Here is a 15,143-nt window from a genome sequence, read left to right as displayed (position 1 = left end):
GGTTATCACCTCACTCCAGAACACTGCTTAATATCACCCAATTGTCGCTATTAATATCTTCGGAATAAGTATCCATACAAATGCACAGTTCATCTGTTGCTGCGTCGTTACGAACAATGCCGCCCTTTAGCCCGTGTTCAGTTAGATAATCCTTCAGTACCTTGAATTTCTTAGGAGTATAAAGATCTATATCTTGGCTATTTCCACTACGGTCAAAGCCACCTTTTGTTTCCACAATCCAAATCTCACCCTTCACGCTGATAATGTAGTCAGGATAAAAGAGTTTTTGTTTGCCCGAATTATCCTGATATACGATTGAAAGGTATTCGTTGCCTTTATCGCCATTCTTATACCACCATTCTACACTGGCGGAGCGTTCGCAGAATTTTTCAAACTTTACTTCTGGTGTAGAACGGGGGGCGGCAGAAGACAGATAGTTTTGATAAACATTTTTTTCCATAATATGTTGCGTTTTTGCATCACCGTTGTAGGTGAACAGGCATGACTGCGGAATATGAAATTCATAATAGGATTTTGATGGTATGTCCATTTTCAGCTGTGCCATTTCATAAGCCATAGCCTCACGCACTAAATAGCGAAGTTTATCATCATTGTTGATTACAAAGGCGTAAACAGCTCTCGGTTCTAATGCAAGGATCTTGCGGCTATACTTAAAATTCTTATCGAACAGTTTTCGGATAATGGTATTCATATAGGAATATTCCATACCAATCTCCAAACCAATTTTACCGATTTTTTGGTGGTAATCTCGACCATGTATATGCGTATCCAGTCTTTCCGTAACCTTAATTTTGTTCATATCTGTCGAATTAAAAGCAAGCGTAGCAGTTTCGCCTGAAAAAGTATGCTTCACAATATCTTCGCTAAGTTCAAATCCTGCCGTCTGCAAACGAGTTTTATTCTCTGCCTTGTTTGTACCAACTCCGTACTCTTTTTCTGCATACGAAGCAATCGCCTGTAAAGCCTTTTGAGGATTACGAGTAGATGTTACCATCGTTCTATGCTCACCAATAAGCGTAATATCCTTATACTCATTTTTGAGAAAAAGTGTGCAAGCATTCAATGCACCTTTATTAAGTGCCATTTTTACGCCTGCGGTAAACTTTTCATCAAGGGTGTAAAGATAGCAACTATCAAGAATATCATTTTCATAATGTTTCGCTTCGGGCATACGGCGAATACGGCCTATTGTTTGTATTTCAAAAGTTTCATCCATATTGTCACGGAGCTTTACAAGAATATATGCTCTGGGACAATCCCATCCCGTAGCAACCGCCTGCTTTATGATGACTGCCGATGATTTTGCATTGGGAGTATCAATTCCCTCTAAATTCTCGTGCCTGTCAGAAAGCCAAATCGCAAGCTGACCATTCTCATAAGTAAGCCCCTTGGTTTCGAGATAGCGTTCAACGCTGTCCTGCAAGGTTTCCGACTTGTTCGGTAATTGAATTACAATTAAGGGATTGAGATCAACATCTATCTTTAAAAATTCAGAACGGAGCTCACGTTGTTTGGCAAGTGCTTTTCCAAGCAGAAACTCCGTTTGATTTTCCGTTTCAATTATTTGCGGAAAGTCTTGATTGATAACAAGCATTTTCTTGATAAGGCCAGCTGCAATAACTTCTTCTTCAGAAATTTCGATAATTTCCGCTGTTGCTATACCTTTCGGAGTGGCGGAACAACGGATGATTTTGTTCGTATGAAAATACTGTATAATTTCATCCGCCTTTATTGTATTGTTCTGATGACTCTCATCTACAACAATTACAAAATGCAAACCGTCATTTAGAGCGTGTTGAATATGCTCCAAAAAATTGGTGCGCTCACTATCTTTAAGAGCGTTGTTGCCTTTTTTCGTTAGCTTCTCCCAGTTGATAAAGCAGCTGTCGTTTTCCTCAAAACCTGATGCCATTACATCAGAGAGCAGTTTTGTCTGTGAAGCGTGAATGTATTTATCCATTTTCGCCTTGCTTTGCTCTTCAAGGTTGCCTTTTCCCGGTGTAAGCCATACAAAGACGGTTTTGGGGAAAGATTGTATGTATTGGTGCATGAAATAGGTTAAAATAATAGTCTTTCCGCTTCCTGTTGGGCTTTTTAGGATAATATCACGAGCAGGAGTTTCCATTGCTTCAAACAGTTTTTTTACAGCTTCTAACTGAAATTCTTTTAATTTCATAATCAAACCTCCTGCAAATCACGGTAATAGTAATCAGGAATAATGCTGATTTCGATTCCGTGCGCCTTAATAATCTGTTCCTGTTCCTCCGTCGGTAAGAGATCGTGACCCATATAGAGCTTTTTACACTTTGCAAAATCATCTGCATTTGTAACAAAGTTGTCAAGCTCATCTTCTGTCAATACAATACCAATTTCTGCATTACCCGTGAAATTTACACCGTTTTCAAGTTCAACAAGTTCTCGAATATGAGAAAGTAATTCGTCTGCATATTCATAGTACATACGCTCACTGACGGGAACATAGTCTACCCTATAGTATTTAATACTGGCGGTGTACCCTTCTTTGTCAATCACTCGCTTAATACGCTCATAAGTAACCTCTCGGCAAATGCCATTTTCATTGTTGGTACAAAGGATGAAACGGCGATTGCCACGTGTTTCTTTGTTGAGAAGCATTGTTGCTTCTCCTGTAGTGCCTGAGCCAGCAAAAAAATCAACAATTAAACTATTATCTGATGTTGATGCCCTTAAAAGCTCAACAATGAATTCAAGTGGCTTCGGGTAAGGAAAACGTTTATCTCCAAATATGTTTCGTACATATGATGAACCTTTAGTTGTGAAGAAATCCTTTTCTGTCCAAATTGTTGGAATATCACTACCTACGGTTTCATTTTTTCCAAGTTTAAGAGTAGGCAGATCATTTTCACGACCGATCACTTCCAAATCACCGGATTCAATTTTCCGAATAACACCATCAGGTAAGTATTGTAAACTATATTCGTTAGGACAAGCCTTTGACTTGTTTTTACTGACCTTTATATATCCGAGTTTCCAATCGTGCAATAACCTTGTAGAAATAAGTCTCCAGACACAATCAGCGCCTTTGCTACTAATTGGCCAGAGAGCTACTGTTCCCTCGGGTGCCTCATTGAAATCGAACACAAAGTCTTTGGCTTCACCTAAATAAGATCCATCGGCAATTCGCTCAGCAAGAGATTTCCCGACCCCTACGATTCTCATGGTGTTTTTTTCAATAAAAATAGGGTATGTTTGGTTAGGACGAGTCGTTTTATCAAATGTACTCAAAGTTAGTCCTTCAAATGGAGATCTTTCAATTCCACCAGTAAAACTCATTGCGTTAGGGGAAAAATCGGTTGGAACCACGAACATTAAATACTCTTGCGTATAATTAAAGCCACCGTTCGGCTTTCCCCCAGAAGTCTGAACTGTAACGACAACATTTTGTCTATCGAAGAATATATCTTGACAGAGCAAATTGAGATTGTGTACCTCTTGATAGCCGATACTTATGATAAGTGCACCTTGTGGCGCAAGAAGTTTTCTTGCAATTTTCAGTCTTGCAGACATAAATGACAACCATTTTGAATGAATAAAGCTATCGGATTTATCCACAAAGACATCATCATAAATGAAATCCTTGTTTCCTGTATTATACGGCGGATCTATATAGATAAGGTCAATTTTACCCTTGTGTGTCTTTTCAAGTAATTTAAGAGAGGCAAGGTTGTCCCCCTCGATGAGAAAATTCATTTGTTCACCATTATCAATGAACAGGTCTTCCTCTTCAGTCAATACCGGGGTATGCGTGTCTAGCACTTCGTCGATCTCTTCTCGATGTTCCTCAAATACAAGTCCGTATTTCTTGCCGTTAACATCTTTCTCAAGGTCAGAAAGATAGGAAAGCAGGTTGCCCGTATTTTCATCCTGCGGAGCTGAAGCAATAAAGGTTCGGATTTCTTTGATTTTATTCAGTAAGTCTTCACGCTTTTGTTTTGATATATTTGTACTCATCTTATTTCTCCTATTGCAAGTTTGTTGGTTTTAGTTGCCTCTGCTGCATAAATCTTTAACTCGAATCTTCGCTATATAATAACAGATTTCCCCTAAATTAGATTATTCCTTATTCACCTTTATTGCTTCACAAATATCTCCAATATCGCAGTCTAAATACTCACAGATACGCAAAAGTACGGAGAGTGCAACATCTTCTCCCTTGTTGAGCTTACTCATGGTTCCTGTAGCAAGGCATAAATCCTTTCGCAACTGAGCTTTTGTTATGTCTTTTTCAATAAGGAGTACCCACAATTTTTTATAACAGATTTTCATGTAAACACCTCAAAAGAATAAAGTGCGTAGAATAATTGTACTTTATATAATAACATAATATCACTTGTTTTTCAACAAAACGCTCTAATAAGTAGAATGATTACTGCAAGTTCTTGAAATAAACTGACCGTCGTTGGAATTATCATAAATTCAACGACGGTCGGTTTATTAAGAAGGTTTTTATGAAACAGCTTTAAATGCAGAAATTACCCTTGACAAATTCAATCTCAGCTATCCGCTATTATGAATTACGCTGTCCGGTACTACAATTTGAGAGAGAACCCCTGCCGCAAGGCCGGGAGCATAGGGAAAAGCCATGCGGATGAAATGCAGTTCTGGACTACGGACGAGTTTAAGAAGTTCCTGGAGAAGATTTCAGATAAGCCCCAGGCCAGGGCCGGATTTCTCATTCTGTACTATACCGGTTTACGCATAGGGGAACTGCTAGCCCTGGAATACGGAGACATAGATTTCAAGGGCTGCACCATTAACGTAAATAAGTCATACCAGCATATCAACGGAAAAGACGTTGTAACGCCGCCCAAAACGCCCAAGAGCGTCCGTATCGTATCTATCCCGGAATTTCTACGGGACGAGATTAAAAACTATACAGAACGGCTCTACGGCCTCCATAAGCATGACCGGATTTTCCCCTATACCAAATCATTCTTTGAGCATGAAATGATACGGGGAACCAAAGACGGAGAAGTGAAGCGGATCCGGCTGCATGACATCCGCCATAGCCACGCCAGCCTGTTGATTGAAATGGGCTTCTCCGCCCTGGCCGTTGCCGACCGCCTGGGGCATGAGAAGGTAGAAACTACTTTAAACACATATTCCCACCTGTTCCCCCATAAGCGGGATGAAGTCGCCGAAAAACTCCAGAAATTAAAATAGTACCATTTTAGTACCGCAAGCATAAAACAAGAGCCGATTTTCCTTGTAATTTCAAGGTTTCTCGGCTCTTTTATGTTTATTCAAACTCAATCGTCGCCGGCGGCTTCCCCGTGCAGTCATACATCACCCGGTTCACGCCCTTCACCTCATTCACAATCCGGCTCGTCACTTTTGCAAGTACCTCCCACGGAATCTGCGCCGCCTCTGCGGTCATGAAATCCGACGTCGTCACGGCCCTCAGCGCAATCGCATAATCATACGTCCGTCCATCGCCCATAACGCCGACCGATCTCATATTCGTCAGGGCCGCAAAATACTGGCCCAGGTCCTTATCCACGCCGGCCTTCGCAATCTCCTCACGGTAAATCGCATCCGCATCCTGGACAATCTTCACCTTCTCCGGCGTCACCTCGCCGATGATACGGATCCCAAGGCCCGGGCCCGGGAACGGCTGACGGCTTACCAGATACTCCGGAATCCCAAGCTCCCGTCCGGCCTTCCGCACCTCATCCTTAAACAGCATGCGAAGCGGCTCCACAATCTCCTTAAAATCAACATAGTCAGGCAGTCCGCCTACATTGTGGTGGGACTTAATCACGGCAGACTTTCCAAGCCCGGACTCAATCACATCCGGATAAATGGTTCCCTGGACAAGGAAATCCACAGCCCCAATCTTCTTTGCCTCTTCCTCAAACACGCGGATGAACTCCTCGCCGATGATCTTTCTCTTCTGCTCCGGCTCCTCCACACCCTTCAGTTTATCATAAAACCTCTGCTGTGCATTCACACGGATAAAATTCAAATCATAGGGGCCGTCCGGGCCGAATACAGACTCAACCTCATCCCCCTCGTTCTTTCTCAGGAGACCGTGATCCACAAATACACAGGTAAGCTGCTTGCCGATAGCCTTTGCCATCATGACAGCCGCCACAGACGAATCCACACCGCCGGACAGGGCACACAGCGCACGGCCGTTTCCTACCTTCTCGCGGATCGCCTGAATCGTTGTTTCCACGAAGGAATCCATCTTCCAGTCGCCGGCACACTCGCAGACCTGATATACGAAGTTGGAGATCATCTTCAGGCCTTCCTTCGTATGCATCACCTCCGGATGGAACTGAACCGCATAAATTTTCCGTTCCGGGCACTCCATCGCCGCAACCGGGCACACCTTTGTATAACCGGTTCCGCGAAATCCTTCCGGAACTTCTTCGATATAATCCGTATGGCTCATCCAGCACACCGTATCCTCAGAAACATCCTGGAACAGCTTGGAGCCAGTGTCCACATGCACATCTGTGTGGCCGTACTCGCTGACCGGAGCCGTCGTCACCTTGCCGCCAAGAACGTGGGCAATCAGCTGTGCGCCATAGCAGATCCCAAGAACCGGGATCCCAAGCTCAAACATTTCCTTTGTACATCTCGGAGACTCCTCCGCGTAAACGCTGTTTGGTCCGCCTGTAAAAATGATTCCCTTCGGGTTCATCGCCTTAATCTTTTCAATTTCAAGGCTGTACGGATACACTTCACAGTAAACATTGCATTCTCTTACTCTTCTCGCAATCAGCTGATTGTACTGACCGCCAAAGTCTAAGACAATAATTTTCTCCTGATTCATGGGAGCCTCCTGTCATCTAAGCTTTTCGTAAATTAACAGATACTCTCCGCGCACACACATTCCCGCCTCCCTGGGTAAATATATGGAACTGCCCGTTCAGAGCAGTTCCACACAATTCTCTCCATAAAAGCCGGAAACACAATCTGACGCGCCGCTTCCATCAAAAACAATTCGACGCGCACGTGCATGTCCGCTGAGTGCCCTTATTATAAATGAAAGATTCCCGCTTGGCAAGTAGCTTTGTCAAAAAAAACGGAATTATGCCTCATAAGTACCTTTTTTGCATATCACGCCGCCGTTCATCATCACATTGCCGTTAGCAATCACCGCATCCAGCGACAGATCCGCATTCATCACCAGGACATCCGCATCGCTGCCTTCCCTGACAACACCCTTCTTCGGATACAGCTCCAGCACCTTCGCCACATTGACCGTCACGAAAGTCAGAGCCTCTTCCACCGGCATCTTCTCCTCATGCACCTCATAGACAAACTGGCGGTACATGGTATCCACATCGGATACGCCGATCTCCGTCAGGTTCCCGGCCGCGTCGTAGTTCGACCAGCTTCCCTGTCCGTCAGAACTGATGGTAATCTTGTCCATCGGGACGCCTTCCGCCTTTGCTGCCTTTAACGTCGCCGCAACCGACTTCATCTTGTCCATGGACTGACCGCAGGTGACATCAAACGTGCCGCCCATCTTCGCAAACTTAAAGGCATCTGCCTGAAGCTCCTTCGAGCGTCCCACATGCGTCGGCTGGAATGTCTTGGCCGGAATCGACGTTCTCTCAAGGGCATCAAAAACCGGCTGAAGACACCTCTTGTCCCCGCCCATATGGAGAGTGATAATGCCGGCCTTTCCGCACAGCATGCCGGCTGTCCGCACATCACTTCCCAGGCGGATCAGCTCCTCCGTCGTAATATTGGGAGCCCGATGATCGGAAATCGCTAACTTCAGTCCGATAATCTCATCCACAAACATAATATCCTTCCGGATATCGCCCGTAATCGTCGGGCATGGATACCCGTAAGCGCCGCAGAGACAGTAAGCCGAAATTCCCTCTTCCTTCAGAGATTTCACCTTCGCCACAAGATTTTCCACGCTCCGGCTGATCCCGTCAGTTCCGAGAAGACCAACGACCGTCGTAACACCTCCCGCAATCAGCTTGGAAAGCTGAACCGGCGGCGCCTGCGTATGGAAACTCCCCTCTCCGCCGCCTCCTGTTACATGGACATGGCGGTCAATAATTCCCGGCGTGACGATTTTTCCCGTACCGTCAATCACCTGGCAGTCCTCATATTCCGGAAGATCCGTGCCGATCTTTTCGATCTTTCCGCCTGCAATCAGAACATCCTGCTTTCCAAGATATTCCGGTGCATAGACTTCCGCTCCCTTAATTAACAACATGCTGACCCCTCCTCAATCTGTCATATAATAAAAACCAACCAGCGCAGGTATCATGCCAGGTCCGCTCCGCGGCCACGGTGCCTCCGGCGAAACTTAGCGCCCGGATTTCCGCGGCAGGCGCGGAAACCGGCATACACAGGTATCATACCTGCTACGCAATCATTATACCATCTCGACTGTCGTCTCGATGGAGATGCTCGTCAAATGGTTGCTCATGCAAGCATGGCAACCGCTTTCCTCGCTATTATACCATACCCTTTACTTCTTTTCCAAATATTTCTTCACATATCTTCCTGTATAGGACACCGGATTTTCTGCAATCTCCTCCGGCGTTCCTTTGGCGATGACCGTGCCGCCGCGGTCGCCGCCCTCAGGGCCAATGTCGATGATATAATCCGCCGTCTTAATCACGTCCAGATTGTGCTCGATGACAATTACCGTGTTCCCGCCGTCCGACAGGCGCCTTAAAATTTCCACCAGCTTGTGTACGTCGGCAAAATGGAGCCCTGTCGTCGGCTCATCGAGAATGTAGATGGTTTTCCCGGTTCCGCGCCTGGAAAGCTCCGTCGCCAGCTTGATTCGCTGCGCCTCGCCGCCGGAAAGCTCCGTCGACGGCTGCCCCAGCTTAATATAGGAAAGCCCCACGTCATTTAACGTCTCAATCTTCCTGGCAATGGACGGTACATTCTCAAAGAATTTCAGCGCCTCTTCCACCGTCATATTTAACACATCATAGATGCTTTTCCCCTTATACTTCACCTCCAGCGTCTCCCGGTTGTACCGTTTTCCGCCGCAGATCTCACAGGGCACATACACATCCGGCAGGAAGTGCATCTCGATTTTAATAATTCCGTCGCCGCTGCACGCCTCACACCGTCCGCCCTTGACGTTGAAGCTGAATCGGCCCTTGCTGTATCCCTTGGCCTTGGCATCCGGCGTCGACGCAAACAGATCGCGGATCAAATCAAACACACCTGTGTACGTCGCAGGATTCGAGCGCGGCGTCCTGCCGATGGGAGACTGGTCGATGGCGATGATTTTATCAAGCTGTTCGACTCCCTCGATTTTATTAAATTTTCCCGGAATCATCCTGGCACGGTTTAACTTCTTCGCCAGCGCCTTATAGAGGATTTCATTCACCAGCGAGCTCTTTCCCGAGCCGGAAACTCCCGTCACGCATGTCATCACGCCGAGGGGGAACGAAACGTCGATATTTTTCAGGTTATTTTCCTTTGCCCCGCGCACCGTAAGCCAGCCTGTCGGCGCGCGCCGTTCCGCCGGGACAGGGATACTGAGCCGCCCGCTCAGATATGCTCCCGTGATGGAAGCCGGGTTCTTCATGATATCCTCAGCCGTGCCGACGGCTACCACCTGCCCGCCGTGTTCGCCGGCACCGGGGCCGATGTCCACAATACAGTCGGCCGCCCGCATGGTGTCCTCGTCATGTTCCACCACCAGCACACTGTTTCCGAGATCCCTCAGATGCATTAACGTCTTTAAAAGCTTGTCATTGTCCCTCTGGTGCAGCCCGATGCTCGGCTCGTCCAGAATATATGCCACGCCAACAAGCCCGGAGCCAATCTGCGTCGCCAGGCGGATTCTCTGCGCCTCGCCGCCGGAGAGCGTCCCGGTGGCCCGCGACAGGCTCAGATAATCCAGTCCCACGTCGATCAGGAAGCTTACCCGGGCACGGATTTCCTTTAAAATCTGCGCTCCGATCATAAGCTGCATGTCCGTCAGCTTCAGCCCGTCCAGAAACTCTCGGAATTTGACGATGGACATGTTCGTCGCCTCATAAATATTTTTATCTCCCACCGTAACGGCCAGAGAACTGCTCTTAAGCCTCTGCCCATGGCAGGCCGGGCAGGGCGTGATCCGCATGTAGCTCTCATACTCCGCCTTGCTGGACTCAGAAAACGTCTCCCGGTACCTGCGGTTCACATTTTCAAGCAGTCCCTCAAAAGCCACGTCGTAAACGCCAGTCCCCCGCTGGCCCGTATAATGCACCTTCACCGACTTCCCGCCGGTTCCATAAATCAGCACATCGTGGATCGCCTTCGGATACTCCTCAAACGGCGTGTCCAGATCGAAATGATATTCCTCAGCCAGGGCATCCAAAATCGCCCTGGTAAAGCTCCCTTTTGTGGCGCAGGACTGCCATCCCATGACGACAATCGCCCCCTGGTTGATGCTTAAAGACTTGTCCGGGATCATCAGGTCTTCGTCAAATTCCATCTTATAACCGAGGCCAAAGCACTCCGGGCAGGCGCCAAAGGGATTATTGAAGGAAAAGCTCCTGGGCTCCACCTCCTCGATGCTGATCCCGCAGTCCGGGCAGGAAAAGCTCTGGCTGAAATTGATGGGCTCGCCGTCCTGGACGTCCACAATCATCAGCCCGTCGGACAGCTTCATGACCGTCTCGATGGAATCCGCCAGACGCTTCTCGATCCCCTCACGCACAATCAGACGGTCCACGACAATCTCAATGTTGTGCTTGATATTCTTTTCAAGCTGGATCTCTTCTGTCAGCTCAAACAGGTTCCCGTCGATCCGCACACGGACATAGCCGCTCTTTTTCGCCTGTTCCAGCACCTTCTCATGGCGCCCCTTGCGGCCGCGGACTATCGGAGCCAGAAGCTGGATCCTCGTGCGCTCCGGCAATGCCATGATCTGATCAACCATCTGGTCAATAGTCTGTTTCTTAATCTCCCTGCCGCATTTCGGGCAGTGCGGGATCCCGATTCTGGCATAGAGGAGTCGCATATAGTCATAGATTTCCGTCACCGTCCCCACGGTGGAACGCGGGTTCCGGTTGGTGGATTTCTGGTCAATGGAAATGGCCGGGGAAAGGCCCTCGATATTTTCCACATCCGGCTTTTCCATCTGGCCCAAAAACTGTCTCGCATAGGACGACAGCGACTCCATGTACCGCCTCTGCCCCTCTGCATAAATCGTATCGAAAGCCAGCGACGACTTTCCCGAGCCGGAAAGTCCGGTTAAAACCACCAGCTCATTCCGCGGAATATCCACGGATATATTTTTCAGATTGTGCTCATTGGCACCTCGTATTTTAATATACTGCTTCGGCATGTTCATTCTCCTGTCAAACGCCGGCGCCTGTTTCCGGCAAAATTTCGCGCCCGGTTCCGCGCCTGACGCAAAAAACCGGAATGCGCAGGTATAATTCCTGCTTTGCAGTCATTATACCATGTCCGCTCCGCGGCCACGGTGCCTCCGGCGGAACCTAGCGCCCGGCTTTCCGCAGCAAGCGCGGAAACCGGAATGCGCAGGTATAATTCCTGCTTTGCAGTCATTATACCACATCCCTCTCTATTATGCAAACATTTGTTCGTGTTTATTCGCAGATTCTCTCCAACGAACATCCCTTGCACTCAAAAAAGTACGCGCCCCCGCCGAAAGCTTTCGTACAGAAGAAAACGTGTTTCCCGCATCACGAAAAAGGCCCCGCAGCCGTTCTCGCTGCGGGGCAGATTCTCATGGCTGTTCAGCCAATCATCAGTCTCTTTCTATCGTTACCGAGTAGGAACCGTCGTCCTTCTTCTCCACTCTATACTTCACGCCGTCTGCGTCTGTGGCCGTTCCGCTGGTCTTCACCTTGCCCTGCTCGTTTACAAGGTAATCCTTGCCGTCCACGGATACCTTCTCGTACCGCATTCCGTCCTCAGCACGGATCAGGAGACCTTCTTCATACAGATATCCGTCCTTTACGCCCGTATATCCGTCGCCCTTGTTTCCGATGCTGCCTGTCGTCGTGAAGTAGAATACCTCGTTGTCATGGTCATCATCATTGACTACCACGCGGCCCGTCTGCATCTCGCCGTCCTTGTTGAAGTAATACTTCCTGCCGTCGTCGATCTCCAAAAGCCCCGTCACCATGCGGCCGTGTCTGTCAAAGCAGTAGGTCTCGCCCTGGATCTTCGCCATGCCGTAGCGGTCGTTGATGGCCGTCGTCTTGTATCCTGCGGAGTATGCACGGCCGTCGCGGAAATAGTACCAGTTCTCTTCCGCATCGTCGGGAGACGGAAGATACAGCCAGCCGGAAGCCTCCTGGCCAGCCTCACGGAAATATTTTAAGGAATCAATATTGCTGGTGGAAAGGTCGTCGCGTCCCGAGCTGCTGTAATCGGAGGGGCAGACCCATCCGTTTAACATCCGGCCCTGGTCGTCAAAAATGTATGTCTCGCCGCTGATGGTCTTCTCACCGTCGGACGCCATCTTTCCGTTGGAGCTGAAATAATACCAGCAGACGCCCCATTCATCGTTGGCGTCGGGAAGCTCTCTCCAGCCTGTCGTCATGGCTCCCGAAGAACCAAGATAGTAGGTATCCCCGTCTAATTCAAGCCAGCCGGAGTCCATGATGCTGTCGCTGAAGTGGTACCATACGTTGTCAATCTGCTTCCAGCCGTTTGTGTAAGCCTTGCCATTGCTTCCGAAGTAGCGCCAAACATTCTCATTGCTCCAGCCGTCATTGGAATACATCCATGCATTCGTCACCATAACGCCGTTCCCGTCCACAAAATACGTGTCGTCGATCAGCCTGTTTACCTGCATCACGCCGTCATGGTTCATATAGTACCATTTCCCGTCTGACTGAACCCAGTCATCACGAACCATTTGTCCGCTGTTATCATTGTAGTAATACCAGGTGTTCCCATTCTGGCTCCATCCGGCGAATGCTGTCATCGTAAGTCCCATGCTGAATACCGCAGCCATTGCCAATGTCCCGAATAATCTTACCTTTTTCATGTAATCCTCCTCCTTTATCTTGCAATCTCTTTCTATTCAACACATTATCTTTCTATGGCAGTATTATATCATATATATCAAAAAAATTCTTAACTTTCCTCTTACAAAAATGTGATAAATTCTGTAATAAAGTTCCCATGCATGCTGTTCCGAAGCCAAACCGCCGCCTTTTTCCGGATGAAAGGCATATACAAAAGCCCCCGGCCGCATATTCCCCGGCCGGGAGCCAAACACGTTCTTTTTCTATTCACCGAACAGGCGGTTCACTGCGCTGAAAATGCCGCGGAGCGAAGCCCTCGTGATGTTGGAGCTGATGCCAACGCCGTAGGTGACGCGCCCGTCCTTCTGATCCATCACGTGAATATAAGAAGCCGCCTGCGCCCCGGAACCGGAAGTCAGGGCATGCTCGCTGTAATCCAGCACCTTGATGTTGATGCCTAACTCCTCCTCGAGACCGCGCTGCACCGCATCAATCGGGCCGTTTCCGACGCCCTCAAACTGCTTTTCCACACCGTGATCCGTGTAAGTAACCACGGCCACTGTCGTAAATTCGCTGCCGTACTCGTGGTCGGTCAGCTTGCATTTGCGGAAGTGGTACGGCTCCTTCCTGTCGATATAATTCTCCTTGAATTCCGCCATGATCTGATCCGGGGAAACCTCTCCCTGGGCCTCGGCGATCTTCTGAATAATGTCTGCAAATTCCTTGTGCATGCCGCGCGGCAGCTTGAAGCCGTAATAGGTATCCATGACGAAAGCCACGCCGCCCTTTCCGGACTGGCTGTTGATCCGCACAACCGGCTCGTACTCGCGGCCGATATCCGACGGGTCGATGGGCAGATACGGAACCTGCCATACCCGGCTCTGGCGCTCCATAAGCGCCTGCATGCCCTTGTTGATGGCATCCTGATGGGAGCCGGAGAACGCCGTAAATACCAGCTTTCCTGCATAGGGATGGCGCGGGTCAATCTGCATCTTCGTGCACCGCTCATAGATCTCTGCAATCTGCTTCACGTCGCCAAGCTCCAGGTTCGGGTCGATGCCCTGGGAATACATATTGTAGGCTAACGTCAGCACGTCCACGTTTCCTGTCCGCTCGCCGTTTCCGAAAAGCGTTCCCTCGACGCGGTCAGCGCCGGCAAGAAGCGCCAGTTCCGTCGCCGCAACGCCGGTTCCACGGTCATTGTGGGGATGGACGCTTAAAACGATGCTCTCCCTGTTTTCCAGGTGCTTGTTCATCCATTCAATCTGATCTGCGTACACGTTGGGCGTCGTCATCTCCACCGTGGACGGCAGGTTGATAATCATCTTCTTTTCCGGCGTCGGGCCCCATGCGCGCTGAACCGCATTGCAGATATCAAGGGCAAAGTCTAACTCCGTTCCCGTAAAGCTCTCCGGCGAATACTCCAAAATGACCTCGCCGTCATACTCCGTCATGTACTTTTTCACCATGGCAACGCCGTCTAAGGCAATCTGCTTGATTTCCTCCCTGTCCATATGGAACACCACGTCCCTCTGGAGCGTTGAGGTGGAATTATAAATATGTACAACGGCCCGCGGGATGCCGCGGATCGCCTCAAATGTCCTCTGAAGCAGGTGATCCCTGCACTGGGTCAGAACCTGAACCGTCACATCATCAGGAATCAGCTTTCTGTCCACAAGCTGTCTTAAAAAATCAAACTCAATCTGGGAAGCGGCCGGGAAACCGATCTCAATCTCCTTAAATCCAAGCTTTACAAGGAGATTGAACATCTCCACCTTTTCCTCAACCACCATCGGCTCCACAAGAGCCTGGTTGCCGTCCCGCAAGTCCACGCTGCACCAGATAGGTGCTTTCTCAATTTCCTTATTTGGCCATTCTCTCTCCGGGTACGCAACCACCGGGACTCTCTGATATCTCTTTACATTTTTCATGATTTCTTTCCTCCGTTTTCTCTTCATTCCCGGACGGCCTCTGCCGCCGGGGGCTCGTTTGTTTTTCTTTCATCATAGCCGCGGGCCACGGAGTCGGTAAATCACGCTGTACTTCTCTATGATAAACAAAACTACGCTTTTAGGTCTAACCCCATATTCATCAGTCCTTTGCCAAAATTGTATTGTATCCCATTATAGCACCGTTAAAATCGAATGG

Annotated in this window: 8 protein-coding genes and 1 pseudogene; 1 reads left to right on the top strand and 8 read right to left on the bottom strand. The window is 48.6% G+C overall.

Going from position 1 to position 15,143, the window contains the following annotated elements; genetic code table 11:
• Positions 1 to 10 precede the first annotated feature (10 nt).
• The 3 genes from KE531_12645 to KE531_12635 form a co-directional block, all read right to left on the bottom strand.
• Entirely contained in the window at positions 11 to 2,197 is a 2,187-nt protein-coding gene (locus KE531_12645; protein MBR9954448.1) for a DEAD/DEAH box helicase family protein, read from the bottom strand.
• 2 nt (positions 2,198 to 2,199) lie between these two features.
• The gene (locus KE531_12640) at positions 2,200 to 4,011 is read right to left on the bottom strand and encodes a site-specific DNA-methyltransferase (protein MBR9954447.1); all 1,812 of its coding nucleotides are present in this window, start codon (positions 4,009 to 4,011) and stop codon (positions 2,200 to 2,202) included.
• A gap of 102 nt (positions 4,012 to 4,113) precedes the next feature.
• The gene (locus KE531_12635) at positions 4,114 to 4,326 is read right to left on the bottom strand and encodes a helix-turn-helix transcriptional regulator (protein MBR9954446.1); all 213 of its coding nucleotides are present in this window, start codon (positions 4,324 to 4,326) and stop codon (positions 4,114 to 4,116) included.
• A 225-nt stretch (positions 4,327 to 4,551) separates the two neighbouring features.
• Between KE531_12635 and KE531_12630 the strand changes: the two are divergent.
• Positions 4,552 to 5,223 (top strand): annotated as a pseudogene (locus KE531_12630) (site-specific integrase).
• A 76-nt stretch (positions 5,224 to 5,299) separates the two neighbouring features.
• Here the strand turns inward: KE531_12630 and guaA are convergent.
• The 5 genes from guaA to leuA form a co-directional block, all read right to left on the bottom strand.
• Positions 5,300 to 6,841, bottom strand: a complete 1,542-nt coding sequence (gene guaA / locus KE531_12625; protein ID MBR9954445.1) for a glutamine-hydrolyzing GMP synthase — start codon at positions 6,839 to 6,841, stop codon at positions 5,300 to 5,302.
• 258 nt (positions 6,842 to 7,099) lie between these two features.
• Positions 7,100 to 8,248, bottom strand: coding sequence for a beta-aspartyl-peptidase (gene iadA, locus KE531_12620; protein ID MBR9954444.1), 1,149 nt, complete (start codon positions 8,246 to 8,248; stop codon positions 7,100 to 7,102).
• A gap of 258 nt (positions 8,249 to 8,506) precedes the next feature.
• On the bottom strand, positions 8,507 to 11,338 hold the full coding sequence (gene uvrA / locus KE531_12615) for an excinuclease ABC subunit UvrA (GenBank protein ID MBR9954443.1): 2,832 nt from the start codon (positions 11,336 to 11,338) through the stop codon (positions 8,507 to 8,509).
• A 426-nt stretch (positions 11,339 to 11,764) separates the two neighbouring features.
• The gene (locus KE531_12610) at positions 11,765 to 13,015 is read right to left on the bottom strand and encodes a hypothetical protein (GenBank protein ID MBR9954442.1); all 1,251 of its coding nucleotides are present in this window, start codon (positions 13,013 to 13,015) and stop codon (positions 11,765 to 11,767) included.
• Between the two features lie 243 nt (positions 13,016 to 13,258).
• Positions 13,259 to 14,926, bottom strand: coding sequence for a 2-isopropylmalate synthase (leuA, locus tag KE531_12605; GenBank protein ID MBR9954441.1), 1,668 nt, complete (start codon positions 14,924 to 14,926; stop codon positions 13,259 to 13,261).
• Positions 14,927 to 15,143 lie beyond the last annotated feature (217 nt).

The sequence above is a fragment of the Eubacteriaceae bacterium Marseille-Q4139 genome, assembly GCA_018223415.1.
Lineage (GTDB): Bacteria > Bacillota > Clostridia > Lachnospirales > Lachnospiraceae > CABSIM01.
This window is presented reverse-complemented; position numbering and strand designations above follow the sequence as displayed.